At 62.9% G+C, this 26,279-nt stretch carries 26 protein-coding genes, 2 pseudogenes and 1 CRISPR repeat array; of the genes and pseudogenes, 9 read left to right on the top strand and 19 right to left on the bottom strand.

The annotated features are described in order from the left end of the window. Positions 1–29: 29 nt before the first annotated feature. Positions 30–1,547 carry a MarR family transcriptional regulator gene (locus V5B44_RS10650; RefSeq protein WP_332359007.1) on the bottom strand — a complete coding sequence of 506 codons (1,518 nt, stop codon included), beginning with the start codon at positions 1,545–1,547 and terminating at the stop codon, positions 30–32. Between the two features lie 215 nt (positions 1,548–1,762). Here V5B44_RS10650 and V5B44_RS10645 point away from each other — a divergent pair, with 215 nt between their 5' ends. The 4 genes from V5B44_RS10645 (at position 1,763) to V5B44_RS10630 (ending at position 5,499) form a co-directional block, all read left to right on the top strand. Next, positions 1,763–1,936 carry a hypothetical protein gene (locus V5B44_RS10645; RefSeq protein ID WP_332359006.1) on the top strand — a complete coding sequence of 58 codons (174 nt, stop codon included), beginning with the start codon at positions 1,763–1,765 and terminating at the stop codon, positions 1,934–1,936. Between the two features lie 104 nt (positions 1,937–2,040). Next, positions 2,041–2,820 carry a methylmalonyl-CoA decarboxylase gene (gene scpB, locus V5B44_RS10640; protein WP_287632392.1) on the top strand — a complete coding sequence of 260 codons (780 nt, stop codon included), beginning with the start codon at positions 2,041–2,043 and terminating at the stop codon, positions 2,818–2,820. A 202-nt stretch (positions 2,821–3,022) separates the two neighbouring features. Continuing rightward, complete coding sequence (locus V5B44_RS10635; RefSeq protein ID WP_332359005.1) at positions 3,023–4,651, top strand: methyl-accepting chemotaxis protein; 1,629 nt, start codon at positions 3,023–3,025, stop codon at positions 4,649–4,651. A 335-nt stretch (positions 4,652–4,986) separates the two neighbouring features. Then, positions 4,987–5,499, top strand: a complete 513-nt coding sequence (locus V5B44_RS10630) for a hypothetical protein (protein ID WP_332359004.1) — start codon at positions 4,987–4,989, stop codon at positions 5,497–5,499. 350 nt (positions 5,500–5,849) lie between these two features. On the opposite strand, the gene V5B44_RS10625 is transcribed toward V5B44_RS10630, so the two are convergent. Beyond that, positions 5,850–6,290, bottom strand: a complete 441-nt coding sequence (locus V5B44_RS10625) for a hypothetical protein (RefSeq protein WP_332359003.1) — start codon at positions 6,288–6,290, stop codon at positions 5,850–5,852. A 107-nt stretch (positions 6,291–6,397) separates the two neighbouring features. Then, on the bottom strand, positions 6,398–7,138 hold the full coding sequence (locus V5B44_RS10620) for a hypothetical protein (protein ID WP_332359002.1): 741 nt from the start codon (positions 7,136–7,138) through the stop codon (positions 6,398–6,400). Positions 7,139–7,896: 758 nt separating this feature from the next. Between V5B44_RS10620 and V5B44_RS10615 the strand changes: the two genes are divergently transcribed. Further along, a complete protein-coding gene (locus V5B44_RS10615; protein ID WP_332359001.1) occupies positions 7,897–8,490 on the top strand; it encodes a hypothetical protein in 594 nt (197 codons plus the stop codon). Here the strand turns inward: V5B44_RS10615 and yaaA are convergent. Then, positions 8,469–8,822: a peroxide stress protein YaaA gene (gene yaaA / locus V5B44_RS10610; RefSeq protein WP_332359000.1), complete on the bottom strand. Its 354-nt coding sequence runs from the start codon at positions 8,820–8,822 to the stop codon at positions 8,469–8,471. The genes V5B44_RS10615 and yaaA overlap by 22 nt on opposite strands. A gap of 395 nt (positions 8,823–9,217) precedes the next feature. On the opposite strand from yaaA, the gene csm6 (V5B44_RS10605) reads away from it, so the two are divergent. Then, on the top strand, positions 9,218–10,402 hold the full coding sequence (csm6, locus tag V5B44_RS10605; RefSeq protein ID WP_332358999.1) for a CRISPR-associated ring nuclease Csm6: 1,185 nt from the start codon (positions 9,218–9,220) through the stop codon (positions 10,400–10,402). Continuing rightward, complete coding sequence (gene csx2 / locus V5B44_RS10600; protein ID WP_332358998.1) at positions 10,399–11,112, top strand: TIGR02221 family CRISPR-associated protein; 714 nt, start codon at positions 10,399–10,401, stop codon at positions 11,110–11,112. The genes csm6 (V5B44_RS10605) and csx2 overlap by 4 nt, the downstream gene beginning before the upstream one ends. A gap of 12 nt (positions 11,113–11,124) precedes the next feature. Beyond that, positions 11,125–14,091: direct repeats of the CRISPR family, unit length 29 nt; unit sequence CGGTTCATCCCCGCGAGCGCGGGGAACAC. Positions 14,092–14,151: 60 nt separating this feature from the next. Here the strand turns inward: csx2 and cas2e are convergent. The 12 genes and pseudogenes from cas2e to csm6 (V5B44_RS10540) all read right to left on the bottom strand — a co-directional run bounded on the left by cas2e (position 14,152) and on the right by csm6 (V5B44_RS10540) (position 23,893). Then, complete coding sequence (gene cas2e, locus V5B44_RS10595; RefSeq protein ID WP_332358997.1) at positions 14,152–14,457, bottom strand: type I-E CRISPR-associated endoribonuclease Cas2e; 306 nt, start codon at positions 14,455–14,457, stop codon at positions 14,152–14,154. Continuing rightward, positions 14,438–15,357, bottom strand: a pseudogene (gene cas1e, locus V5B44_RS10590) (type I-E CRISPR-associated endonuclease Cas1e). Before cas1e ends, cas2e begins: the two are co-directional and overlap by 20 nt. A gap of 37 nt (positions 15,358–15,394) precedes the next feature. Continuing rightward, entirely contained in the window at positions 15,395–15,823 is a 429-nt protein-coding gene (locus V5B44_RS10585) for a type II toxin-antitoxin system VapC family toxin (RefSeq protein WP_332358996.1), read from the bottom strand. Beyond that, positions 15,820–16,023, bottom strand: a complete 204-nt coding sequence (locus tag V5B44_RS10580; protein ID WP_332358995.1) for a hypothetical protein — start codon at positions 16,021–16,023, stop codon at positions 15,820–15,822. The genes V5B44_RS10585 and V5B44_RS10580 overlap by 4 nt, the downstream gene beginning before the upstream one ends. Positions 16,024–16,098: 75 nt before the next feature. Next, positions 16,099–16,746, bottom strand: a complete 648-nt coding sequence (gene cas6e, locus V5B44_RS10575; protein WP_332358994.1) for a type I-E CRISPR-associated protein Cas6/Cse3/CasE — start codon at positions 16,744–16,746, stop codon at positions 16,099–16,101. Further along, the gene (cas5e, locus tag V5B44_RS10570; RefSeq protein WP_332358992.1) at positions 16,733–17,380 is read right to left on the bottom strand and encodes a type I-E CRISPR-associated protein Cas5/CasD; all 648 of its coding nucleotides are present in this window, start codon (positions 17,378–17,380) and stop codon (positions 16,733–16,735) included. Before cas5e ends, cas6e begins: the two co-directional genes overlap by 14 nt. A 2-nt stretch (positions 17,381–17,382) precedes the next feature. After that, positions 17,383–18,525 (bottom strand): type I-E CRISPR-associated protein Cas7/Cse4/CasC, encoded by a 1,143-nt coding sequence (gene cas7e / locus V5B44_RS10565; protein WP_332358990.1) that lies wholly within the window; start codon positions 18,523–18,525, stop codon positions 17,383–17,385. Positions 18,526–18,537: 12 nt separating this feature from the next. After that, positions 18,538–19,107 (bottom strand): type I-E CRISPR-associated protein Cse2/CasB, encoded by a 570-nt coding sequence (gene casB / locus V5B44_RS10560; RefSeq protein ID WP_332358989.1) that lies wholly within the window; start codon positions 19,105–19,107, stop codon positions 18,538–18,540. Further along, the gene (gene casA, locus V5B44_RS10555; protein ID WP_332358988.1) at positions 19,104–20,681 is read right to left on the bottom strand and encodes a type I-E CRISPR-associated protein Cse1/CasA; all 1,578 of its coding nucleotides are present in this window, start codon (positions 20,679–20,681) and stop codon (positions 19,104–19,106) included. The genes casB and casA overlap by 4 nt, the downstream gene beginning before the upstream one ends. Next, complete coding sequence (gene cas3, locus V5B44_RS10550) at positions 20,678–22,519, bottom strand: CRISPR-associated helicase Cas3' (RefSeq protein ID WP_332359116.1); 1,842 nt, start codon at positions 22,517–22,519, stop codon at positions 20,678–20,680. Before cas3 ends, casA begins: the two co-directional genes overlap by 4 nt. 264 nt (positions 22,520–22,783) lie before the next feature. Then, positions 22,784–23,287: pseudogene (locus tag V5B44_RS10545) on the bottom strand (CRISPR-associated endonuclease Cas3''); the annotation flags it as partial. A gap of 132 nt (positions 23,288–23,419) precedes the next feature. Next, positions 23,420–23,893: a CRISPR-associated ring nuclease Csm6 gene (gene csm6 / locus V5B44_RS10540; protein WP_332358987.1), complete on the bottom strand. Its 474-nt coding sequence runs from the start codon at positions 23,891–23,893 to the stop codon at positions 23,420–23,422. A 186-nt stretch (positions 23,894–24,079) separates the two neighbouring features. Between csm6 (V5B44_RS10540) and V5B44_RS10535 the strand changes: the two genes are divergently transcribed. Next, entirely contained in the window at positions 24,080–24,256 is a 177-nt protein-coding gene (locus tag V5B44_RS10535; RefSeq protein WP_332358986.1) for a hypothetical protein, read from the top strand. Continuing rightward, positions 24,246–24,551, top strand: a complete 306-nt coding sequence (locus V5B44_RS10530) for a CRISPR-associated endonuclease Cas2 (protein WP_332358985.1) — start codon at positions 24,246–24,248, stop codon at positions 24,549–24,551. The genes V5B44_RS10535 and V5B44_RS10530 overlap by 11 nt, the downstream gene beginning before the upstream one ends. 340 nt (positions 24,552–24,891) lie before the next feature. Here the strand turns inward: V5B44_RS10530 and V5B44_RS10525 are convergent, their stop codons facing one another. From V5B44_RS10525 to V5B44_RS10515, 3 genes are read right to left on the bottom strand one after another with little or no spacing between them, the layout of a single operon-like run. Continuing rightward, entirely contained in the window at positions 24,892–25,650 is a 759-nt protein-coding gene (locus V5B44_RS10525; RefSeq protein WP_332358984.1) for a hypothetical protein, read from the bottom strand. A gap of 33 nt (positions 25,651–25,683) precedes the next feature. Further along, a complete protein-coding gene (locus V5B44_RS10520) occupies positions 25,684–26,070 on the bottom strand; it encodes a type II toxin-antitoxin system VapC family toxin (RefSeq protein ID WP_332358983.1) in 387 nt (128 codons plus the stop codon). Beyond that, on the bottom strand, positions 26,067–26,273 hold the full coding sequence (locus tag V5B44_RS10515) for an AbrB/MazE/SpoVT family DNA-binding domain-containing protein (protein WP_332358982.1): 207 nt from the start codon (positions 26,271–26,273) through the stop codon (positions 26,067–26,069). Before V5B44_RS10515 ends, V5B44_RS10520 begins: the two co-directional genes overlap by 4 nt. Between the last annotated feature and the right edge of the window lie 6 nt (positions 26,274–26,279).

Raw genomic sequence — 26,279 nt, 5'->3', positions numbered from 1 at the left:
AGGTCTTTACATTTCCTGAGCAGATTTTGTCATGGGGTAGCATGGGCAAGAGCCGGGACAATGCTTTGTTCAGTGATTCGACAAGCGGCGGCGATGGTAGATCGGCCAAGGCGGGTAAGGTAATAGCGATAGCCATGAACGACCTTCTTGATGAGACCGAACTGGCGCAGGCGCCAAAGCTGGCGGGTGATGCTGGCCGGGGAAATCTGGCGCAAGAAGGGGACCAGGTCGGCACGGCGGATGCCGCGGATGTTGAATTCGGGACGTTGGAGCGCGCGCAGCAGGGCCTGCTGAGTGGCGTCGAAGAAGTTGAAGCCCTTGAGGCGATGGCCATTGATCATCTTGGGGCTGGTCAGCCGATGCAGGTTGCGATCGCCGGTGGAAAAGTCGTCCAGTGCGGAGAGATATTCCAGATAGCGGCGGTTACAGCCGAGCAGGATCTCGCGCAGGTCGATGAGGCTGTAGATAGTCTTTCGGAGGGGGGCGATCTCGCGCGACTCGTGACCATCCCGATGTTCCACCTTGCGGTGGTGCTTGAAGAAGGAAACGTTGTTGGTCGTCGTTTCAAGACGCAGCACGCGATTGAACTTGTCGTACATCTTGACCGACACCTTGCCCAGATGATGCTTGATGCAAGTGCCCTCGATTCGCGTCGTGAAGCGGCTGCCGAGCTCCTGCGCCAGTTGCGGCGTGATTTTCTTGCCGAGGAAGGTGGCGACCTGCTCGGCCTTGATCGAGAAGATCGCCTGCCGGGAGAGTTCTTCGTAAAGCGACTTCAGGATCGCGTCGGACCGGAACACCAGATCGGTCGAGTACTCGACCTGCATCAGGCTCCAGTGATAGGACTGTCCAAAGACCTCGAGGATCGGGCAGCACTGCTCGGCGTAGCGGTCCAGAAGAGCGTGCAGGGTGTCCGGCGAGAAGGCGTCCGCGAGTTGCTGGGCCCGCCCCCAGTCGTCGATACGGAGAAAGGCATTGTCTGCCATCGCGTAGTCGATCCCTGCCGTCGTCAGCGAGTGCGCCAACCGACTGTGGCCATTGCAGTAGAACTGCAGCCGGAATGGACTCCACGTCGGCACGCGCAGGTAGATGAGTCCGAGAACCTCGTCCATCCAGTAGAAATAGTAGTGCAGGCATTTGCCCGAGGTATGGCGCAGAAAGGTCTGATGACTTGGTTTGTCGTGCCAGGGTTCGTAGGCGTCGCAGGCTTCCATGGCGGAGAGCACATGCACCAATCCCGGATGATCCCCACGGTCCTTGAGCACCGCGGCAACGAGGTCTTCCTTGCGGATGTGCGCCTTGGCAACGTGCTCGATTCGCGCCCCCTGGGCGATCGCCAGCGCCTGTGCGGCTTCACGAATGCGGTCACGCAGCGGTTCGGCAAAGCGCGGGTAGTCAAAAATTCGAATGTGCTTGGCATTGAGAAAACTCGTCATCCCCGCCGCGTAGCACGCACCGGGCAACGTCCCCGTAATCACGATCCGGTCGTAGCAGGAGAGCGTTCCTGCAAGCCGGTCGTGATATCGATCCGTCAGCATCTGTGTCATGGCCGCCTCCGATTACTTGCTAAGGCTATGACCAAAACCTTGACCTGTTTGGTTCCGGCTTCGCCGGCTTAGGGGGTAGCCTCACGCGGGCGCCAGGGCTCGGGCACAGCTCGGCATGAACCAGGATCGATCGGGCGGCAGCGGCATCGGCGATGAACCAGTAGTTGCGCTTCCCGCCGTCGCAGCGTCCCGGCTTGATGCAACAAGGCCTGACCATGAGCGACAACGTCGATGATCCGGTTCTGGAGCAGTTGCGCGCGTTGCCAGGCGGACAGGACCGCATCGAAAGCGAGTTGCGCGAGGTCGCCGCCCGGCTCGCCAGCCTTGGAAGCGACCACCGCCGCTGGACGACGCGACAGTGCGCACACCTGCGACTGAATCATCCATGAAGATTGACCGCAGCACCCTTGAGTGGAGATACTCTCGCCGGGATTGGCGCCCTCGGCATGCGCAGCGAAGGCGAGACCTCATCAACGCACTCCAGGAGAAGCAAGTGTCCCTGATCATCACAGAAACGCAGGACGCGATCGGTACGATCGTGATGAACCATACGGCAAAACGCAACGCCTTGAGCGAAGCGCTGATCAACGAGATTACCGTCGTGCTGGACGCGTTTCACGAGCAAGGCATCCGTGCCGTCGTGCTGCGTGCACCGGCGGGCAGCAAGGTCTGGTCTGCCGGCCACGATGTCAGCGAGCTGCCCGACAAGGGTCGCGATCCACTCGGCTGGGCGGACCCGCTGCGCGTGCTGATCCGGGCGATTCAGGAATTCCCGGCGCCCGTGCTGGCGCTGATCGAGGGCGGCGTCTGGGGGGGAGCCTGCGAAGTTGCCATGGCTTGCGACATCCTCGTCGCGACACCTGAAGCGACCTTCGCCATCACCCCGGCCAAGCTCGGAGTCCCCTACAATCTGGGTGGCTTGCTCACGCTGATGAACATGATCCCGCTGCCGGTTGCCAAGGAGATGCTTTTCACCGCGCAACCGATCCCCACGTCGCAGGCGCTGAACCTTGGCGTCATCAACTATATCAAGCCGGTCGATACCATTGAGGCCTTCGTCTATGGCCTCGCCGCCCAAATCGTCGCGAATTCGCCCCTGAGCATCTCGGTGATGAAGGAGCAACTGCGGCTGCTGTCGAGCGCACGCTCAATCACTCCCGAGTTGTTCGAAAGAATGCAGGGACTCCGGCGAGTGGTGTACGACAGCCAGGACTATGAGGAAGGCTTGAACTCCTTCCGGGAAAAACGCAAGCCAAAGTTCCAAGGCAATTAGAACGCATTCCCGTCAGACCCTGCGGCGAAACAAGCAGCGAGCACCAGATCGGTTGCCGCGGCCCGCCCGCCGAATCTGCTGCCCACCGGGTCGAGGGGCAAGGGACACGAACTGACCCGATTTTTTGCCACTGCCTCCACTGGATCCCAAAGCGTCTAGAATCTGCTTCCACCACGCCGGTTGGGCGTCAGGAGATATTGACATGACCCGATTCAAACTGAGAATCCAGTTCACCTTGCTGACCTTAGTGCTGCTCGCTGGCTTGGCTGCCTTTGGGCTGCTGACCTATTCCGGCATCGGCAAGGTCAAGGTCGGCGGCCCACTCTATGAGCGCATCGTGCTTGACAAGGATCTCGTGGCAGACATCCTGCCGCCACCCAACTACATCATTGAGTCGTGGCTGACCGTACTCCTGCTTGCCGACCCGGACCGCGCGGTGCAGCAAAGCACACTGATTGAAAAACTCGCGCTCTTGAAAAAGGACTACGACGCACGGCACGATTTCTGGCTCAAACAGGATTTGCCCGCGGCGATGAAGGCACGCTTTCTCAAGGATGCCCATGAACCGGCGGCGCGCTTCTACGCGCTGGCCTACAGCGATTTCCTTCCGGCAGTGACCGACAACAACGCGGCACAGGTAAGGGCGGCGATGGTCAAACTCGAAGCTCTCTATGAAATGCACCGCAAGGCGATCGACGATGTCGTCAAACTGGCGACCGAGCACCAGACCGCGATCGAAGCCGAAACTGCAGCGGCGACGTCTCGGAACTCGATCGTACTCGCAGTCGTCTTCGTCATCACTCTCGGCGCCGCGATCGGCTGCACCTCGCTACTCAGCATGTCGCTTCTCAAAGGCGTGGATTCCGCGCGCAAGCACCTCGCGGCGATCGCCGCAGGCGACTTGTCGATGCGTACTGAACATCGGCGCGCCGACGAGATCGGTGGTCTGCTCGACGCGATGAATGATACCTCGGGCCAACTCTCGACCTTGGTGAGTTCCATTCGCAACAATGCCGATTCGCTGAGCGCCGAAGCCGAACACCTGTCGTTGACGACGGCGCAAGTGGCCGATAACTCTACCCGGCAGAGCGCCGCGGTCTCGGCGATGTCAGCGACCGTCGAGAAAATGTCGACCGGCATCGCGCACATGGCGACGCTCGCCGACAGCTCAGAAACTCGGGCATTGGCTTCGGGCGAGCAGTGCCGGACGGGATCGAGCGAGATCGAGCGGACGACGAAAATCGTCGACGAACTGGCGACCGGCGTCCAATCATCGGCAACGGCGGTGGCGGCTCTCGGCGAGCGCTCGCGCGAAATATCGGCAATCGTCGGCGTGATCCGTGAAGTCGCCGACCAGACGAACCTGCTGGCTCTGAACGCCGCGATCGAGGCGGCGCGCGCTGGCGAGCAAGGCCGCGGTTTTGCGGTCGTCGCCGACGAAGTTCGCAAGCTTGCCGAACGCACCGCACAGTCCACTGAACAGATAGCCACAGTCGTCGCCGCGATTCGCTCGGGGATCGACACGGCGGTGGCGATGATGGAGGACGAATCAAAGAAGGCTCAGGTCAGCACCGAAGCCGTCAATCGCTCGCGCGAAACCATGCTCGGCATCGAAAGAACCGCGCAGGCCCTGGTCGCCGAACTGCGCGACGTTGCCGCCGGTCTGCAATCGCAGCAGTCCGGTAGCCAGAGCATTGCCGACGAAATCGAGAGGGTGGCGCAGTCCACCGAACAGAACTCGGCCGGCGCAGGACAACTCGCCGCCGCGGCCAGCCGTCTGACCGAAGCAGCACGCCGCATGCAGCAATCCACTGGCAGTTTCCGGTGCTGAGCAAGATCAGCCGACAAACCTGGGCGGCGTCCACGATAGCGGTCTTTGTCTCGTTGAGACTGCTGTCCGGACGTTCCAGGACGTGAAACTCTCTCCGCAGGTTCCACCGCTCCCCGCTTGCCGCCTCATGACACTGAGCCGACAATCGTTCCAGCGTGTTGCACCTTCGCGCCGCCGCTGCCATCGATCGTCGCCAGCCTGAGGCGGACCTGAAGGACGCCAACCTTGTTCGGATCGTCCCTGCTTGACTGAAGAGCGAAATTACCTTGCAGTGTCGCGTCGTTCAGCGAAATGCCAACGGCGCCTGTCGTTCATCCTCGAATCGAAAGGAAGCCATGAACCGTCCACTCGCGCCAAAGGGGTTCTTCCTGTGGTCACTGCCCGCAGCAGCGTTCGTCGCATTCACCAGCCAGTCCCTGCCGCCCGTCGTGGCCTCGCATTTCGGTGGCGACGGTTACGCCAACGCTTTCATGACCCGCTCGTTTTACACCTGGTTCATGCTGGCGTTCGTCGTCGTCCTGCCACTCATCCTCGCCTACCTTCCCGGCGCCACTTTTCGTCGCCCCGGCGTCAGGATCAGCCTGCCGCATGGCGAGTACTGGCTCGACCCCGAGCGCCGGGAGGAGACCATCGCTTTCCTGGTTCGCCATATGGCGCGTCTCGGGACGGCCCTTACCCTCTTCCTCTGCTACACCCACTGGCTCATCCTTCGCGCCAACCAGGCAGTTCCGCCGCGGCTCGAGTCGTCGTGGTTCATCGGCGGCCTGGTTGTCTTCCTGCTTGCGACCGTGCTGTGGCTCGGGGTGTTCCTCAAGCGGTTCCGCAAGGCGCCGCGCAAGGACGCGTGACCCCGCCGCATGTTGAATCCGGAATGAACTGGCGTGGATTGCAGCAAACCGGGCGCTTCTGCAAGGTGAATGGCTGAGGTACAACCCATGAGCGAATACCTTTTCCCCAAGCTGAACACCGTCGAGGCGATGGCTCCTTATCGGCTGCGCACAACGTGGAGTACCGGCGAGGTGCTGGAAGTCGATGTCGAGAGCGTGCTGCGCAAGCACTCTTTCCTGGCCGCGATCTGCCCCCCGGCTGGCCAGGATCAACCGGTGAACCTTGACCGCCGCGGGCGCTCGCTGTCGGAGGAACTGCCTGGCGTTGGACGCGGTCATGATGCCAGGCTCGGGCCCGGCCGAGGCCGGAATCAATCGTCGATCGAGTGCATTTTTTGCCCGACAAGCGCGAGAACGGCCGTCGACCAGCCGAACATCAGCATCCCCGTCATCGCTTCGAAGCCACCGAACCCTTCCCAGGGGTCCGGCAGCTTATGAACGTTTGCGCCCAGCGTGGTGTAGTACTGCATCGAGTAGAACATGGCCTGCTCGATTCCCGACAGGAGCCCCAGAGCCAGAAGAGTCAGCGCCCAGATGACGATAGCGCAGAAATGACTCAGGATCATGATGCCGACGACGCCGATCATGAAAGCCGTCCTGGCTCCGGCATTGTGTGCCCGCCGCAGCATGGGCTTCCCGAAACGCTCGAAACTCAGGCGAACCAAGTCCATGCCCAGACCGTGAACGACGACCGTCAGAGCAATTGGAATCAATGCGGCAAGTATCTGCCGCCCGTATTCGAACTCACTCACTCTCGACCCGCAGGCTCGGTCATCGCATCAGCGATCATCAGGACGTTTCCGCGCTGCCCGCTTTCGCCGCCCGATCCCGCCGCTGCGACTCCGCCGGCCAGGCGGCATCACTCCAGGACTTTGTCCTTGCCTTCCCCACCTTCCTTGGCCTCCTTGGTTGGGCAGTGCGTGTCGTAGGTCGTCTGCATCTGCCGCAGTTTGAGTACACCGTAGAAGACGGTGATCAGCATGGTGATCACCAGGATCGAAACGGCGGTCTTTTCCATGCCGTAATTGGCGTGGCGATTGGCAGCGGTCGCGAACACGATCAGGCTCAGTATGCCGATGTTGACCACCCAGTTCATCGGTCTCGACAGGATATAGTGCAGGATCCCGAAACCAGCCAGCTGATACAGGATGAAGGGAAAGACCGCGACGGCGGGCAGCAGCTCCGACGCACCGAGCGCGACATCGGTAGCCCCCGGCGCCAGGGCATGCAACAACCGGCTGTTCGCCAACTCATGGAATAGCGAGGGAATGGCACAGAGGATCGGGACGACCGACAGCAACTCGAGGATCAGCGTCCCGCTCCAGGTGCCGACTCGTGACGCATGGTCAGACCCAGCGATCGTCGATTGCGCGCTGATGAACAGTCCTGCAACGATTGCGGCCACACTGGACAGCATCAGCAGCTCCACCGAGATCCCGAAGCTCGTTGGTTCCCCTGCCTTGATCAGAAGCAGCGCCAGAAAACCGGGCGTGTAGAACATCACGCGTACCAGTCGCGCGCAGACGCGTGCATCACGTTCCGGCGGCAGAACGGGCAGGGCAAGGCCATCGACGCCAACCGCAGCTCTTTCCTTTGACATGTCAGTCTCCTTTCTTATGAGGCCAGAAAAAAGCCCGGACATTACCGCATTGCGCGCCTCCTGTCATGTGCCGGAGCAAGGGCATCGCAGAGGCCGAACCCATGATCGGATGATGGGGCTGGGCAGCCCGATCGGCAAACCTCCGTCGGCGGCCACCGCCAACCCTTCGAGGTTGAACCGGGAACCGTCGCGTGCTTGTCCAGCGGGTATCCGTCGAGCAAGCGGAGTCTGTCGCCCGATCTTGACAAGACCCACTGGTTGAGGTGGCCCGCCAGCTAAGGCGATTTCCAGAGATAGAGGTACCGATAAACGACAGCCGTCATCCCCGCGAAAGCGGGGATCCACCGTTCGGCCCGATGTAGGACAGAGCCTGGACTGGATTCCCGCTTGCGCGGGAATGACGGAACTCCTGGACGGTTTGGGATGGCAATCCATGGAATTCGCTTAAAGCTTTGCCCAGCGACCGACAGCAGATGGTCAGTGACACGCCACGCCCAAGGTAATATCATCCAAACAGTGCCAGGCGCCGAAAGGGGTTTCCCGCGGGGCAGATGCTTTGCCAGATGCGGCCATTCGATCATCGATCCCGGAACCCGGGCTGACTGCTTTGGCGGGTGAACTCCTGGTGCGATACGGGTAGCGCTTGGGGTGCGTTTCGGGAGACTTTCCGGCAATCCCGACGCTTGTCGGCAGACCTCGGCGAACTGACTGCGGCAGCCAGCGTCAGCGATACAGTCGTCACGCAGCCTGGATGCCCCATGCTTCAGGTGTGCCACGAGCGCATGAAAATGAACTGGGCCTTTGTTGAGCAGGGAGGGCGAATGGGCCGTAAGCATTCACTATGGGTACGCGGGCTGGTGGCTCTTGGCGCACTGCTGGTTTCTGCGTGCGCGGGTTACAGCGGCAGCGATCTCAAGCCGGGCGTGTCAACGCTGCCCGAGGTCGTTGCCTCGATGGGCGAGCCAGCGATGGTCTGGAAGAATCCCGATGGAAGTGAACAACTGGCCTACCCACGCGGCCCCGCGGGCACGCAGACCTACATGGCGTATCTGGGGCCGGATGGCAAGCTGCAGCGCATCGAGAACGTGCTCAACACGGCGAATTTTGCGCGAATCCAGGCGGGAATGAGCAAGGACCAGGTGCTGCGCATTCTTGGTCCATCGGGATCACAATGGACGCAGTTCTACCCGCGGAGCAATCAACTCGCCTGGTCATGGTTGTTCTGCAACAGCTGGAATGCTCAGGAGTTTTTTGACGTGATGTTCGACGGCACGAGCGGCATCGTGCTTTCAACCGGGCAGCACCCGAACTTGGCGGGGCGAGACGGTGTTCAGCCTGCCTGCGGGCACTGACGGCAACGATGAATGGCACGGGTGGTCAATCGTGGGTTTTGGGCGCGGCGAATCGCTGATGACCACCGGCACGATCCGCCCGACGACAGGCTATGGCCCTGGTCGGCATAGGTATAGCCGTCGATCGCACAGTCCTGCAGGCCAGCGGCGTCGGTCAGGCGATTGACGATCGCGTAACGTGCCATCAGGCCGCGCGCCCGCCTGGCGTAGAAGTTAATGACGCGAAATTTGCCGCCGCTCCAGTCCTCGAAGGCCGGCGGCAATACCGGCACCCCGAATTTCTTCGGCTGCAGCGACTTGAAGTACGCCTCCGAAGCGAGATTGACCAGCACCTTCGCGTCGGCCTCGTCGAGCGACGAACTGATCGCCTCCGTGATGCGCTCGCCCCGAAGGCGTAGAGATCCCTGCCACGGGCGTTGGCGAGCCGGTCAATTGGTGATGCCTTTCACGGTCATGATCAGCGCTTACAGTGTCGAGGCGTTCTGCCGTGCGCCGATTGGCGCCAAGGCGTTCCCTTCGTCGACAGGCCGGATGTTCATCAGGCGCCGGGTTGCCCGTGTGGCCGCTCGTACCGCCGACAAAGCGCTTGCGGGTCCGGGATTTGCACCACTCCGGCGGCTGTTCCGCAGCAATGCCGCCACCCGGCATCGCAAGCTTGCCGTCCGCCACTGCGCGACCGAAATGGGAAGACAATCGTCGCCAATCCAACTGCCCCCCAACCGATGCCATGACCAGCACCCGCCACAACCCCAACGAGTATCCTCGCCGCATTCTCGTCGCCGTCACCGGCCTGTCGCCGCAGATCGTCACCGAGACCCTCTACGCCCTGGCCGTCGCGCCGACGGCGAGCGCCTTCGTCCCGACCGAGATCCATCTGATCACCACCCGCAGCGGCGCCGAGAAGGCCCGCCTCGCGCTGCTGTCCGATGAACCCGGATGGTTCCACCGCCTCGCCCGCGACTACGCCTTGCCGCCGATCCATTTCACCGCCGATACCATCCACGTTCTCGAGGATGCCGGCGGCCGGCCGCTCGAAGACATCCGCTCGCCCGAAGACAACCGTCGCGCCGCCGACGGCATCACCGGCATCATCCGCGAGTTCACCGCCGACCCGGACTGCGCCTTGCACGTCTCGATCGCCGGTGGCCGCAAGACGATGGGCTTCTTTCTCGGCTACGCCCTGTCGCTCTACGGGCGACCCCAGGACAAGCTGTCGCACGTCCTGGTCTCCGAGCCCTTCGAGTCCAGCCTCGGCTTCTACTACCCGACGCCGACCAGCCGCGTTCTCGAAATGCCCGGCGGCCGCCTGGTCGACAGTGCCACCGCACAGGTGACGCTCGCCGAGTTACCTTTCGTCAGCCTGCGCCACGGCCTTCCCGAAGCCTTGCTGACCGGCCTCGCCAGCTACAACGAAACCGTCGAGGCCGCCCGCCATGCCCTCGCCCCGGCCGCACTGCAGATCGATCTCGCGGCCCGCCGCGTCTGCGCCGCCGGCAAGGCGTTTGCGCTGCCACCGGCCGAACTCGCGCTGCTCAGCGTCTTCGCCCGGCGGGCACTGCGCGGCGAAGCGCCGTTGCCGGCGCCAGCGAAGGAACTCCCGGACGCCGAATGGAAGAAGCGCTACCTCGTCGAGCTGCGCTGGATCGCCGGGCCGCTGGGCGACCTCGACGAAACCGAACGCGCCCTGCGCCAGGGCATGGACGGCGCCTACTTCTCGGCTCACCTCTCCAAGCTCAAGAAGATTCTGCGGCGCGAACTTGGCCCGGCCGCCGAACCCTACCTGATCAGCGACGGCGGCAGCCGGCCGCGCCGCTACAGCCTTGGCCTGCGGCCAGCGGCGGTCAGTTACGACCCCCTCCAGGCGCCCCGGCAAATCGGCGCACCCATCATCAGCATTCATCCCGGAGCATGACCATCAATACCCTCATCAGCTTTCTCGGCAAGGGCAAAGCGGACCCGCAGACCGGCTACCGCACCGCCACCTACCGCTTCGACGCCGGCTTTTCGCGCCGTGTGCCCTTCTTTGGCATGGCGCTGACCGAATACCTGCAGCCCGATCGCCTCGTACTGGTCGGCACCGCCGGCAGCATGTGGGACGTCTTCTTCGAGCGCCAGGGCGCCGACGACGACGATGCCATGCTGCACCTTATGGCTGCCGTCGAAGCCGGACAGGTCGACCAGGAGATGCTCGACCTGCCGCGCCTTGAACTCGCCCAGCAACTCGGCATCCCGGTCGACTGTCTGCTGATTCCCTACGCACGCGACGCCGCCGAACAGGCCGAGATCCTCCACCTCCTCGCCGGCGTCGTGCAGCCCGGGGAAAACCTCTCCCTCGACGTCACGCACGGCTTTCGCCACCTGCCGATGCTGGCGCTGGTGGCGGCGCGCTACCTGTCCCGCGTCGCCGGTGTCAAGGTCGAGGAACTCTATTACGGCGCTCTCGAAATGACGACGCCGGAAGGCGAAACGCCGGTGCTGCGGCTGGGCGGCTTGCTGGCGATGCTCGACTGGGTCGACGCGCTCGCCACTTACGACAAGGACGGGGACAATGGCGTTTTCCCGCCACGGCTCGCCGCTGACGGGATGGACACGGTTAAAGACGAGGTTAAAGGAAGAGATTAAAGGCGTCGATAAAGGCTCATCCCCGCGAGCGCGGGGAACACCTCCGTTTGATCGGTGCGCGGTATTCCGACCGCGCTTCATCCCCGCGAGCGCGGGGAACACGGCCAGACCTGCGACCCCGAGAATTGCGACGTCGGTTCATCCCCGCGAGCGCGGGGAACACGCGTTCAGCGCCGCTTGTTTTGATGCCGCGCACGGTTCATCCCCGCGAGCGCGGGGAACACTTCCGCAGGCGTGTCGGCGGTGGCATTTACAACGGTTCATCCCCGCGAGCGCGGGGAACACCGGATGAGAGCAACGCGCTCGCCGCACTGCTTCGGTTCATCCCCGCGAGCGCGGGGAACACACCATCGAATTCAACGACGTCAACGGCATCAGCGGTTCATCCCCGCGAGCGCGGGGAACACGACGCTGAGCCGGTCCGCGTCGATGACGTCAAGCGGTTCATCCCCGCGAGCGCGGGGAACACGGAAAAATGTGGCCGTAGCAATGCAATCCGCGCGGTTCATCCCCGCGAGCGCGGGGAACACATGGCCGGCATACCAGTCACGTCCTCCGCGACCGGTTCATCCCCGCGAGCGCGGGGAACACGTAACAGGACAGTTGGATTCACGATTACAGGGCGGTTCATCCCCGCGAGCGCGGGGAACACGACTCGACGCACGCACGCACGCAGAGAAGACCCGGTTCATCCCCGCGAGCGCGGGGAACACGACGTCGATACCGTCGACCTCAATGCGGTCAATGCGGCCGGCGGTTCATCCCCGCGAGCGCGGGGAACACTCGGACGCTCCTGCTGAAGCAGATAAAAGATTCGGTTCATCCCCGCGAGCGCGGGGAACACACGAGAGGTTCGCCGCATGGGTGAGGGTCGAGCGGTTCATCCCCGCGAGCGCGGGGAACACCCAAAGACTACACAATTAAACACAAGGACTGCCGGTTCATCCCCGCGAGCGCGGGGAACACTGCTACTGCGCCACGATCGCAGCCGGAATCGGCGGTTCATCCCCGCGAGCGCGGGGAACACCCGCATTTAGTGCATGCTGCAACACACGACCACGGTTCATCCCCGCGAGCGCGGGGAACACGATAATCACCCGCTTTCCGGCTGTTTCCTCGTCGGTTCATCCCCGCGAGCGCGGGGAACACGAGAAGTCACTATCGGCGACTGCCGGTTGATCCGGTTCATCCCCGCGAGCGCGGGGAACACATGGCTGCCCACAAGCACTACCGCGGGCTGCGCGGTTCATCCCCGCGAGCGCGGGGAACACCTCGAGCGGCTGAACCGCTACGGGCTCGCCGGCGGTTCATCCCCGCGAGCGCGGGGAACACCCCGGCAAAGGCAAGGCGACGTACACCAAGCACGGTTCATCCCCGCGAGCGCGGGGAACACGTATTTCCGCCTTCCGGGCGTCGGGTTGCATCCGGTTCATCCCCGCGAGCGCGGGGAACACGTGGCACGAGGGGAACGGCTGGACGATCTAGGCGGTTCATCCCCGCGAGCGCGGGGAACACTCGGCCATCGACCAGGCGGCCCCTTCGACTGTCGGTTCATCCCCGCGAGCGCGGGGAACACTGCGTGCCTTGCAGCAGTACGCACCATTGCGCCGGTTCATCCCCGCGAGCGCGGGGAACACCCGCCGTCGACGTCAGACGTCGAGTTCATGGCCGGTTCATCCCCGCGAGCGCGGGGAACACCCACTCGGCATAGACGCCGGTCTCGACCTCGGCGGTTCATCCCCGCGAGCGCGGGGAACACATCGACTTCCTCGGACTTGGCTTCTTTCTCGCCGGTTCATCCCCGCGAGCGCGGGGAACACTCTACCGGCGAGTATGTCATCAAGGTGCCGTCCGGTTCATCCCCGCGAGCGCGGGGAACACGATGGTTTGCTGCGACTCGGTGATCGCCGTCGCGGTTCATCCCCGCGAGCGCGGGGAACACGGAACACAACGGCGAGCCTCCGCCTCGGCGACCGGTTCATCCCCGCGAGCGCGGGGAACACAGCCCGGCCGGCGCAAAGTCCTTGTCTCGCTTCGGTTCATCCCCGCGAGCGCGGGGAACACTGGAAGCCGGGGAAAACGTTAGGGCCATCACCCGGTTCATCCCCGCGAGCGCGGGGAACACATTTACGGCACCGTCGCATTGACCGGCAATATCGGTTCATCCCCGCGAGCGCGGGGAACACCTTTTTTTCTGCCATCGTCCTATCGCCGCATACGGTTCATCCCCGCGAGCGCGGGGAACACCATTATCCGGTCCATGGGTCCGACCGTGCTATCGGTTCATCCCCGCGAGCGCGGGGAACACTCAGCAAGATACGGCTTTCGCAAAGCAACAATCGGTTCATCCCCGCGAGCGCGGGGAACACGCTACGGCCAGCGTTCGCCAGTCGACGGGGAGCGGTTCATCCCCGCGAGCGCGGGGAACACATGCCCTGATTTGTGGCCAGAATATCGACCAGCGGTTCATCCCCGCGAGCGCGGGGAACACGCGGTATCGAGCGCCGCGGCCAGTATTTCCGCCGGTTCATCCCCGCGAGCGCGGGGAACACCCGGTCGGGACCAGTGGCACCAGAGCCGCAGCCGGTTCATCCCCGCGAGCGCGGGGAACACGCGCTTCGCAATGCGCTTGCTGGCGGGACCGACGGTTCATCCCCGCGAGCGCGGGGAACACGATCGGCCGATGCACTACAAGGGGCCGACCGACGGTTCATCCCCGCGAGCGCGGGGAACACGTTGCGCAAAACGTCGGCCTCATCGGCGACGACGGTTCATCCCCGCGAGCGCGGGGAACACCACGAGGCAACCGGGCTGCCGGTTGTCGTCGCCGGTTCATCCCCGCGAGCGCGGGGAACACAACGAAGTAGCAAAAATGGGGTTCCTCTGGACCGGTTCATCCCCGCGAGCGCGGGGAACACGGCACCACGTTGATGAAGCACGTTCCGAACTGCGGTTCATCCCCGCGAGCGCGGGGAACACACTTAAAGTAAGCACCTGTTGTTAAAGAGCTTTCAGGCACGTGAAAATTCTACCACGTGGCTAACTTGTTTCTGGGGTGCTTTCTGGCGACGGTGGAAGGAACGACACCAGCTTGGCGCCGTCGATTTCCACCGGTATTCGGCGGTTGCTGCCCACGGTCATGAAATCAAATCCTGCTTCGTTATTCGCTCGCCAGGCCAGGACGGCGTTGCCCTCCTCGATTCCCGATGCCACATGACTCCAGATGTGCTCTCGCACCTTGGCAGAGTAGTTGCCCACATACACCCCTGCCCGTATCTCCAATAGCCACAAGGCCAACCGACCGCGCAGCCGGGGCGGGGCGTTCTCAACCACGATGACCAACATCGCCCAGTCCTTTCGACTCGGGAATGGCAGGGCCAACCTGTTCGGGCGAGGCCTGGGGCGGTTCGACCCCCCCCGCAGACAGCATCTCCTCGATACCGGGAATGATGCGCTCCAGCAAGCGGCTGGTGCGAAATACATCCCGGCAACGCAGACGCACCATGCGCTCCGGGACACCCAATGGCTTCGCAGCGACCTGGAAGGCAATCGGCACGACGGTATCGAATTTGTAGATGTCGGCCACGTCGTAGACGAAGGACAAGGGCTTGCCAGTATGGATGAAGCCCACTGCCGGCGCGTAGCCGGCGGCAAGCACGGCGGCTTCGGTGACGCCGTAGAGGCAGGCGGTCGCAGCAGACAAGCAGCGGTTGGGTAGATCAGAGGCATCCCATTCCGTGGTGTCGTAGTTGCGTGCGCGCCACTCGACGCCATACTTCCTGGCCAACCGCTTGTACATCTCACGCACGCGGGCGCCCTCAATGCCGCGCAGTTGTTCGACCGAGCGCCGCTGCGGTGCTTCTTCGCCAAAGCGGATGGCGTACATCTTGCGAACCACCTTGAGCCGCAGATCGTCATCGAGCGCAAGTCTGGCCTGATAGAGCAGGCGATCCGATCGAGCCCCGCCCGGCTGCCCGGCGGAATAAAGCCGCACACCGGCCTCGCCGATCCATACCAGCAAGGTGCCGACCCGCCCGGCCAGCGCGCAGGCAGCATGCGAGACGCGGGTGCCGGGTTCGAGCATCAGACAGGCGACACCGCCAATCGGAATGGGGTGCGCACGCCGGTCTTGTCCACCACCACAAAGGCGCCGTCGAGCACGTCCAGGTGGCCATACTCGATGTAGAGAATGGAAAGGCGCTCCTTGATGGGCAGCGGGCGCAGAGGCGGCAGCAATTCAGACATCGTCGATCGATTTCATGGCCCGTGTTCCTTGGGTGCTTCAGTCGAGCGTCCAGTCGCACAAGGCCGTGAGGCTTGCGCTGGTACCCACCTTGCGGACATAGCGCACGTCGGCGGTGACCAGTACCCCGTCGCTGGCGAGGGCCAGAGCATGGTAGCTGGCGTCATAGAAAGTGACGCCGTGGCTGCGCGTCAAATCCAGGGCCAGCTTCTGCACACCCGGCGTGGGCGCCTGCGTCCAGGGCATCAGCAGGGAAACCAGATGATCCATCGCGGCGCCGGCGTGGTCGGGAATGCGCCTGGCCAGGATGTTGCCGACCTCGTAGTACCAGAGCGAGGGAACCAGCAAGCGCAATCGGCCGGCCAGAGCGGACGCGGCGATGGCATTGGCCTGAGCCGTGTATTCCTCGTCGGATTCCGGCAATACCCACTTGAGCAGCACCGAGGCATCGACCACCACCGTTTTCATCCGTGCGCATCCCGATCTTCTCGCACCCAGTCTTCGCTGCGCCCAGAACTCGGCGGCAAGGAGTGGCGAAAGGCCTGCATGCCTGCCCACGCTTCACGTTGCTGCCGCCTGACCAGTTCCACCGCAAGCACGTCGTTGATGAAGCGGCTACGTTCGCCGCCAGGAATGGCCTGGAAGCGCTGCCAAACGTCGTCATCCAATACGATATTGACTCGATGAGCCATAACTTACGCCCCTCTGCGCACTATTTATTACACACGAATTATACACATCAATCAGAAAATTCTGGCCATGGAGAGCAGGCCCAGGCCCAATGCTCTGGCATGTCCAAAGCCGTTCGACAAGCCTTTGCGCAAGGCTTCGACGCAGTCGGCTTGGAACGTTCCATCAAACAAGGCCGTGTGCACCGTGATGCGGTTACCCGTGCGGCCTTGCCGAACCTGCAGCCGTTCTTCGGCAGCGCGCACACAGCCCAGGATAGAAAAGCCATGCCGTTCGCCCTGGCGAACCATCCACGCGAGTTGATCTTCTTCGCGTGTCAGTCCGTAGCGTTTTCCCACTCGCGTGACCGTCGGGTTGGCAAGCAGACGAAAGCGGTAGCGGGCCCCTGCCTGGAGCAGCACATCCAGATCGAGCAGCTTGTTGGGACGAATTTCCTCGGCATAGCCGGGATGGGAATCGAGCACCGACCAGTCGGCCATTTGGGCAGACTGGATCAAGACGACACTGGGAAGCGCGCCGGAATATGCGCCAGATGACCACAGACCGGTCCGACGTTCCAGCCGCCAGAGAAAGCGATGCGGCGGAGACACCGCGGTTGGAGCAAAGGCACGAGCCAGGGTGCGGTGCATCTCGTAGGCATCACCGAGATCGCGTCGCGCCTGCGGATGGCGTGGGTCGAGGGTCAATTTAGACAGGTACATGAATCGCCTCCGAAGCAATATAGCGCGGTCCGAAGCGGCGCGCCGCGAACGGCGCCACGGGTTGATCCAGCCGCACGGCACCCGCACTTTCGTGTTCGAGGATCAGTCGCATAGGCTGATCTTGACCGCGCTCGGGGCGGGCGATGCGCGGCCAGGCGAGCAGCGCCTCGCGCAACCCCTCCTCGCGTACCGCATCCTTCAGCCAGGTCGGTTCGCCGGGCGGAAAGCTCTTACGCCCGAGCGCCAGGGGCCAGACGGGGGCGCGCAAGGCGGTGTGGATTTGCTCCAGTAGGCCCCGGTCGATTCCTTCGAGCCCGACGAGAAAGACGGCATCGGCGAGGTAATAGCGGGGGCTGATGACAGTGCGCTTCAGGTCCACGTTGCCAGCGGCGGAGATGACGCCAGTAGCGGTCTGGTAATCCCGCATCAACAGGCCTTCCCGGTCCACTCGCACGCCCATCTTCAGCCCGGCCAGGTCGTGCACCGGTTGGGCGCGGTCACGCCCCAGCGCGGCGCAGACCAAACCGAGGACGCCGGACTTGGACGGCTCCAACTGGCTGTCGCGTTCATCGAATCGGCTTGTCGTGCCCCAAGATTGTATGGGGCCGGCCAGCCGCAAGAGCAGCGTCGGCATGGTCAGGCTCCCAATTCAGCGCGGACGTGGGTTTCGACCCAGGTCGCTAGCGCATCCAGGCTCGGCTGCACCTCTCCCTTGTCGCCCGGCCAGGCGCCAGTCATGTCCAGATAAGCCCAGACATCCTTGCCGTCGCCATAGAAACCGGAGACCTGCGCGTCGTGTTTGGCGAGTTTTTCCACGGAGAGGGTGGTGATTTCCTTGTCGGCTTTGGGCCAGATTGGTCTCTCGAAGGCATTGGCCAGGTTGAATGGGCTGGCGTGACGCAACACCACGCCGACGAAGCTGGGTGGATTGTGCGCGGCGAATGTGTTCTGCTTGCCCGTGGGGATGGCTCGGGCCATTGCCTGAACGAAAGCCCTGATACCGATCAGCGCAAGTTCCCGGTCGTCATGTAGGTTCCCAACCAGCTTGGCGGCGTCGATCACGGCGTAGCGATAGAAGGTGGCGGAGTTGAACTCAATCTGGCCGATCATGCCAGCACCGGTTTCATCTGCATCGCCCTTGTCATCGACAGCCGTGAAATAGTCGAATTCACGTTCCACACGATGCGTGGAAAGCGCATGGGCAACTTGGCAGGCTGCATCCTGATTCACGCCGGGCATATCGGCCAACATGCGCCCGAACATCGCGACATCGACGGCTTTCTGGCCATTCAGCAACGCTTTGGCTTCTTTGACGATTTCAGGTGGCAGGCTGGCTTTCGCTTCTTTCTTTGATTTCTTGGCATCCGGGGCAGGTGCGGCAGCCAATGCATCCCAATGTTTGTGAATCAACTGTGCGAAAGCTTCGATCTCGCCTTGGCCGAGGAACAACAGGTATTCGGTCTTGCCATCCTCCTTGAGCTTGAGGCCCGCTCCGGCAAGCGCGGCTTCAATCTGGACGCCCGCCTCAGGTCGATCCAGTACAGTCAGCCGGGTTTCCAGCAGTTGTTTCAGTTTCTTGGTGCGCACGCCCTGGTTTTGCGCGGGAATTGTTGCCGCTGCCGCTGCATTGAGGCGAATCGCCCGCTTGAAACACTGGCTGCTGACTCGCGCCCGGCGATGGCCGCCAAAAAGCGCGTCCTTCGGTGCGCCTGTGTCGTCGCGGTTGAGGTTGGACGGGGCGAAGTTCTGGATCAGGTGAAATTCGACAAACAAGCTCATGGTGACCTCCGGTCAAAGTTCGATTGCAGGTTCGGTTGCGAGTAAAGCGGCATCCAGGTCATCGGCTGACGCGGTGTGCGGGTCGTAGGCACGGTAGAAGTCGCGTGCCCAGTGTTGGCGCAGACGATCTCGTGCTTCCAGGTTCCAGTGATCGAACCAGCGCGCCAGATCGTCGAGCAGGCTGACGTAATCGCAGCCGATGCCATCGGCTGCCAACAGAGATACTGACTGCCGCAATAACGTCGGCAAGCTTTCCGGCTCGGCGCCCAGCAGGGCAACGAAGCGTTTCTCGATGCTTTCGCTTTCGCGAGAACGCCCTAATCGGCCGAGCGCGGCCGCGAAACTCGCGCCCTCGTGATGCATCGGGTGAAAGGCGAACAACCCCGCAGTGAGATACAGCGCTTGTCGCCGAGGGTCATCGGCATGCTTGTCTGCACCGACGAAACGTTCGACGTACGGGTAGGCAGGCGGATACGCACCGGGGTCGAAACCCAGGCTGCGCTTGAGGTGTGCGAACGCACCGCGTTCCCGATCCTTGAGGCCGATCAGGTGGGTGATGAAGGATTGAGCGTGCTCGCTCATGCGGTAACCTCCTCTGGTGCAGGTGTGGGTCGGGCTTCCCGGATGGGTGGAGTGAGGGTTTTCAGCAGGCTGCAGAATCGTGGCCAAGTCCGCGCATCTGCCCGCAGGACCGCGGGTGAATCGCCCAGGCTGCGCCGGGTTGCTGTCCAGGATTGTTTGGCGGCTCCGGCCAGGGCGGTTTTCCAGTCACGGTCGGCAGCCTCGATCTCACCGACGGCGATCTGTTGCATGAGTTTGGGTAAGGCTCGTTCGGCGGCGGAGAAAAACACAGCGGTGGCGGGGCCATTGGCCAGGATGGCGTTGGCCCGGGCTTTGGTGTCTTTGTGATTCGGTTCCGGCATGGTTTGGGCGATCAGGCTGGTGTAGAAGCTGCGCAAACGGCTATGGATTTCTTCGGCAAATCGCACCTGGATGCGCAAGAACTCCGCCGCGTCCGGTTGCGTCAGGAGGGCTTTCGGCAACTCGATACGTTCCGCCCGCCATCGCAGCAGCTTGGCCTGATCGCTGGCAAGACCGGCCGTCAGGATTCTCACGGGGGCATCCCCCTCTCCGAGCGACGCGCAAAGATACGCGGCCCATCCCAGAACGGCTGCTGGAATGTCTCTGGATTTACTCGGGTCCGGTACCAGTGACGGCAGATCGCGCCAGATGGAACGTCCTTCGTTGTACGAAATTCGGATGGCCTTGCCGTCCTTATTGATTCGGTAACAGGCCATCGGGTCGGGCGCGTTGGGGTCATCGCCCAGAGCAAGCCCGGCAGCAAAACGAATGTGGCGGACTTGTCCTGCCTCTGCTTCTGGCACCAAAAGCACTGCGCGAACGAGTCGCGTGTAGCGGTCGTTCGGACCGCTGGCGTGGATTGGGTCGGCCCGCAACATGGCAATAGTGGGTGCCACTCGTTCCCAGCTTGGTAAGTCATCGGGGCGGCGAGCATCGAAGGGGTGCAGCCCCAGCAGCAGGGTCTCCGACAGGTTTGCACCGGTGGGCATGACGGCAGCCGTATTGGATAACGGGCCGGCCTTGTCGGAATCACGCAGGACTTTGACCAGACCACCTGGCGTAAACTGGAGAAACCCTAGCAAGTTGCGACAGATCGGCGCAAATGAGACGCCGGAAGGCGCTTCATCTAGCGAATGGTCAAACACAACCGGTGTGTTGCCATTTGCGCCTTCGAGCTGAATCTGCGTTCTGGCTTTCAATTTGGCTCGTGTTTCTTCCGCTTCCGCCAACGCTGCCACCTGCATGAACGGCTCGCTTGGATGAAACAACCAGAAGCGCTCCCGCCAGTGTTCCAGGTAGGTCCGAATCGGCGCTTCCGGCAACCCATCGCTCCACCAACGGGTGCGGTCGGCATCACGCCATGCGCCGTACTGGGTGGTCAACGCCCGGTGCACCGCCGCGAGCAGTAAGCGGTAAAGAGCGATAAGGTTGGGCGGCGAGGTTTCCGCCAAGGCGGCGAAATCTGGGGCCTTCAGCAAGGCGTCGCTCAGGCTGACTTCGATCACCTCACCGGCGTGGGTTCGCACCGGTATCCAGGGTTTGTCGAGCAGGTTGAAGGCGGGTTGGCGGATCATGCATCCTCCTTTTTTTTGGTCTCAAAAGAGATACCGAGTTCGGGGTCGAGTCGCACGCGCAGGCAATCAAATTCCGCAATACTAGCGGTGAATATGAGCGGCCGCAGATTGCGTAGCAGGGGATGTGAATCGAAGGCTGCGCAAACAGGTTGCGCAAGCAAAGCCTTGACCAGGTCTTTGCGGGAAAGGCGAAGCTGGCGTCGGTAGATGCGGTGGGCGAGTGCATGGTCGCTGGCGTGATCAAGCTCCGCCGTCGGGTCGAAAGGTTCGTCGGTGGCGAATAACCGCCAGCCGCTTTCACCCGCCAGCACAGGCACGACCGCCAGACTCGTCTCACCCAGCCGGGTCACGACTTGCAGCCCATCACCGTCGCCTTCTTCATTGGCGCGCGGCTTGTCATAGGCATTCGATAGCTCAGCCTCGGCATCCAGGGCCACGTTCATGGCGCGTTGCCGTTGTTCCTGAACCTGTGCCAAGTGCGTGCCCAAGGCTTGATCGAGTGTTTCCAGATATTCCTTCCGCTCTTCAGCCTCGAATGGGTCATTGCTATAGACAGCCTGCACCAGCCGGTCGATGTCCTCGGGTAACCGCCAGATCGCTTCCGCCCCAGCGATGTCCCAGGTGCGATAAAGCACATAGGGGTCGTAGACGTAGCCCCAGGCGGTTTCCTTCAACTCCGGCAAGCGCTCGCGCTGGAAGCCGGCCACAATCAGCCGAGGCACGGCATGGGCTGCGGGGCGTTGCCGCTCGTGCCGATGCAGCCGCCCGGCGCGTTGCAGCAACAGATCTACCGGCGCCAGATCAGTGATCATGAAATCGAAGTCGACATCCAGGCTTTGCTCGACCACCTGGGTTGCGATCAACAAGGCGCGGGCGGGGCGCTGAGCTTTTTCGCCACGCCCAAATTGGTTGAGGACGAGCTTTTCTCGTTCGCTGCGTTCATCCGCCGGATAGCGGGCGTGGAACAACAGCAATTCCACGTCCTTGCCAAGCGCCTCACCAAGGCGAAGCTGGGGTTTCAGCATGGAATACAAGCTCTGCGCGCGTTGGACGGTGTTGACAATCACCACGCCACAACCCCCGCCGGACAGGCCCTCCAAAGCAAAGACAGCGAGGTCTTCCAGGTTTTCGGGAATGCAGACAACCACGATGGGCGTAAGCGGTCGACACGGGACGTGTTCACCCAGGACTCCCTCACTACTGGCCAGGAGCACGCGCGGATAGGCGACATCGGGCCCGCCGTCCGCTCCCCACGCATGCAGGAATGTGGCACGCCGCTTCGCCGGCAGGGTAGCGCTCATCAGCACCACCGAGCAGTTCATGGCCTTGAGCCAACGCAATAGCGCTTCGATCAGGCCGCTGGTGTAGGTATCGTAAGCGTGAACTTCATCCAGCACGACCACCCGGTTCGCCAGTCCCCACAGGCGCACGAAATGATGCTTGACGTGAAGCGTGGCGAACAGCGCCTGGTCGATGGTGCCAACGCCGTAGGGCGACAGCAACGGGCGCTTGCGCTGAGAGAACCACGCGGAGGATGAAATGGACTCGCTCGTGGAATCATTCACCCCGCGTAGCTGGTGAATCCGCTCATCCAGCATGGCGCCGCCGTGGGCAAGCTGAATGTCGAGGCGAATATCCGGCGAGAAGCTTTTCAGAAAGGTCAGCGTTCGGTCAAACATGGCATTGCCGGTCGCCTGGGTAGGCAAGGCCACATACAAGCCGCGATGCCCATTCGCGGCCTGAAGGCGCAGGTGGGCGAGAAAAGCCAGTTCGGTCTTGCCCTCGCCCATCGGTGCCTCGACGATTATCAGGACCGGCCCGCTGACGCTATCCAGCAAGCGGTCGGCAGCCTGTTGCAGCGGACGTGCAGCGATCGACTCCGCCCTTTGCCCAAGGATGCGACCCACCAGCGCATCGGTTGCGGCGTCGACCGCGAGCAGTGGCCGAAAGCCCGGCCAGGCGATATCGTCCAATGCCCGCTCAGCCAGGTCACAAGCCTTGGCGTGGTGCTGTGAGATCACATCGGCACGTTCGCCAGGCGGAAACCAGTCCTGATTGGAGCCAATCCAGTCGGCGACGCTGACCAACCCGGCCAACCAGGCGACGGCAGGTAGAGCGATTTGATCCAGTGTCGGCAACTCACCAAGCTGCAAAACAGCCAGGTAGGTATCCAGCAGTTGCGCTCTCGCCTTTGCCCACTCGCCGCCTTCGAATAGTGGCCTGGCACTTCCCAGTTCCTGTGGCCGAGGGAAATAGCCGTGATGCGCGCCCATTGCTTGCGTAACGGCGAGCGGCCACGACGAGCCTGAAGAACGGCTGGCAAGTGCGGAGCGAAGCAGCGCAGCACTCGCCAGATCATGGCGAACCGCCCTCAAGGCTGCGTCAGGAGAGAAGCGAAGTCCAGCCGCCTCGTCAGCGTGTTGTCCATCATTCCATTTGACCTGGAAGCCCGGGATGGCCTTGCCAAAATCATGCAGACCACACATGGCCGCCAAGAAACGCGGCGCCGCATTTACGGGCAGGCCGAAGGAATTCGCAGCCCACTCGCGCGTGCGGAGCGACTCTCGACGCAGGATCGCCTCGACCACAGCAGCCACATCGAGCATGTGCGCCAACAAGCCATGACCGTGCGGCTCACCACTTTTTGCCCAGACAGCGCGCGCGCTTGCGGGCAATTGAGAGAAGCGTTGGATGACATCTTCCTTTGCTGAAAGAGGCGATTATCCACGCGCGCGGTCTCACCGAATGCGTAATGTGAGCGCGTGGCCGAAGTAATAGCCAAGGGTCTTGCGGCCGCCGGCGAGCGAGACATGCAGGGCGCAATCGGGGTCGGCGGTGAAATCGCCGAGCAGCGCCGTGATGGCGTCGGCAGCGGCAGTGTTGTCGGCGTTGCTGCGGATGTCCTCGAGGATCAGTCCGGCCGGATCGCGCAGGACATGGATCGGGCTGCTGTCGAAGGTAATCTGGCCCGCCAGGTCGAAATCGGTGAGCAAGCGATAGAAGCTTCCCTGGCTGGGGTGCAGCAGCGTCAGCTTGGCGTGCCGGGCGCCTTCAGTGGTGGTGACGAGGTGGATCTCGGTCGGCACGAAAGCCGGCTGGCGCAGCCTACAGAGGTGGCACAGGGTCTCGGTCACGACCTGCGGCGACAGTCCGGTGACCGCCAGCAGCACCCGTCGAGGGTAGGTTGCCGGAATCAGGAAGTCGTTCGGCATCGCCAGCGTCGCCCTGTAGTGGTGAAGAAAGCCACACTCTGCCAGATTTTTAACACGAAAGCCGTGACGACAAGCTTGCCGTGCAGATCTTGTTCATGGCGACCCCCCTGATTTGGCCGACGACCTTTTACCTTGTTCTTGGCATGGCTTGCCGACAGTAGCCGACACAGCGGCGACTGTCCACTGATGCCGATCGACGCGCGCCTGCGCAAGCTGCTGGCCGAGAGCCTCACGGATGTCGCCAGCACGATCGTCGCGGCCGGGGCAGTCGATGCGCCCTCCTCGCGAGCGATCGATGACCCAGCAGCCGACGCTGCCGCCGACACGGATGAACTCGCCGCGGCCGGGGACGATGGCTTCTGAACGGCCGGCGCTGGCTTTCGTGATTGGCTACGATATCAGCGAGGAGTGCCGGCTGCTGCGCGTCCATCGCGAGATGTGCAAGCACGCCGCGCCGCTCGAGTACAGCATCTTCCTGCTGGTCGGCAGCGACGCCGCGAAAGATCATTGCCTGGAAGAGATCGCCGAGTTGATCAAACCGCTTGAGGACGACGTGCGCTGCTACGCGCTGCCGGCGCGCGGCTTTCAGGGCCGCATCGGTGTTGCCAGCCTGCCGGCGGGGATTGTATGGACGGGGCTGCCGGCGGCGATCGCGTAGGCAGCATCGGCACGGTCAGGTCTTCCCTTTTGCCTGTGGGCGGAGCTTGGTGTTCGACAGCCAAAGGCTTGCGTGTCTCTGGTGGCAAGGCCGGAAGAGGTTGGTTAGTGCGCTACGCCATCGGGGTCTTGAATCCTGCACCGCCTCCCAGCGCTGCATTGCCGTTCAGGGCGCGAACGCCTCGATGTGGAGCCCCGGCATCGCGCCGAAGTGCTTGAGGTTGGCGGTGATGAGTGTGGCCTTGGCAAACGGCAAGACCCCGTCAGCGTCTGACCCCGTCAGTTGCGTCAGTTGAGTTGTGTGCCCCTGTCACATCTCGCCGTCGGCCGGCAGCAGGCCGTCAAAACGGTTCATGCAGTGCTGGCCGAACTGTCCGACGTACATCGCCGTCTCCGCCGAACCCGGCGGCGGCAGGTTGAAAGAGGCCGCAGCGTGCGGACTCTTGAAGACCGCCTTCATGGTCTGTCCGGCCGCGGCCCGCAACTGGTAGTCGACATAGTGGTAGCCGCGGGACTGTCCGGTCAGCGTCGCGGTAATATGCCCAGAAGGGTTTTTCCAGCGCCGGGTCGACGATGGCCAAGTCGCCGGCAGCCTGCGCCGCCTCGAGGAAACGGCGGGTGGCGTCGAGCGGTTCCGGGCCGGCCTGCTGGAAGATGATGCGCCCGCCGTACTTGCGCTGCAGCGCGCCGTTGATCTTCCACTGGCGGATGAAGGCGGCGGCGACTTCCGCCCGCGCCTGGCCCTCTTCGGCCACGGCGGCGCCCGTGGCCGGCGCGAGGTAGGCGATCAGTTGCTCGGCGCTGGCAATCTCGCGCTCGACCTGCGTTTTCCGCTCGGCCGGCAACTTGCCGGCGGCCTGCTCGCGCCTCAGGGTGTCGCGCCGTTCGACGGCTTCGGCGCGGTCGCGGGCCAGCGCTGCTGCGGTCGACGCCGGAAAAGCGTCGATTTCCGCCTTCGTCACCGTGATGCCTTCGGCCGCCGCGAAGCGGTCGGTCAGCACGCGCAGGACGTAGAAGCGCGGTTCCTCGGCATCGCGGTTGTGCCCCGCCTGGCCGAGGACGCGTCCGGCCAGCGGGCCGAATGCGAATTGATCGGCCAAAACACCACCTGCGCCAAAAACCGGGCAGTCCATTCAGCGCTTCAGAATGTAGCGGACATCGGCCATGCCCTCGAAGTGCGCATCCTGCGTCCAAAGCGTTGCCTGCCGGTGGCGCGCACTGGCCAGAATGATGCTGTCCGCCATGGCCAACCTGGTGTCGGCGGACAACCGTGCCGCGCTCAGGGCCAGGTGAGAGTCCAGATCGATCAGTTGCCCCTGGCGCATGATGCCGATAGCCCGCAGCGCATCGCCCTCGTTGCGCTGTTGCAAGACCCGCTTGAACACTTCGAACAGGCAAAGGGACGGCACGATCAGTCGGTCCGTGTCCTCGATCGCCGGCGCGAAAAAATCCGCGTTCGCCCCATTGGCGAAGTATTCCAGCCACCCGCAGGAATCGACCAGGTTGGGGCCGACGCTCATACCCGGTCGGCTTCGCGGACAACGGTCGTGTCGATGCCGGCGAGGAAGCCCCGCGCAGCTTGCGCCGTCTCGATCGGCAGCAGCTCGATGCGGCGGTCAATCGTGACCACCTGCATCTTCTGACCCACCGTGATCCGCATCTGCTCACGTACCACCTGAGGAATCACGACCTGGAACTTAGGGGAAACAGTCACCGATAGCATACAAAA

The organism is Candidatus Accumulibacter necessarius (genome assembly GCF_036625085.1).
This window is presented reverse-complemented; position numbering and strand designations above follow the sequence as displayed.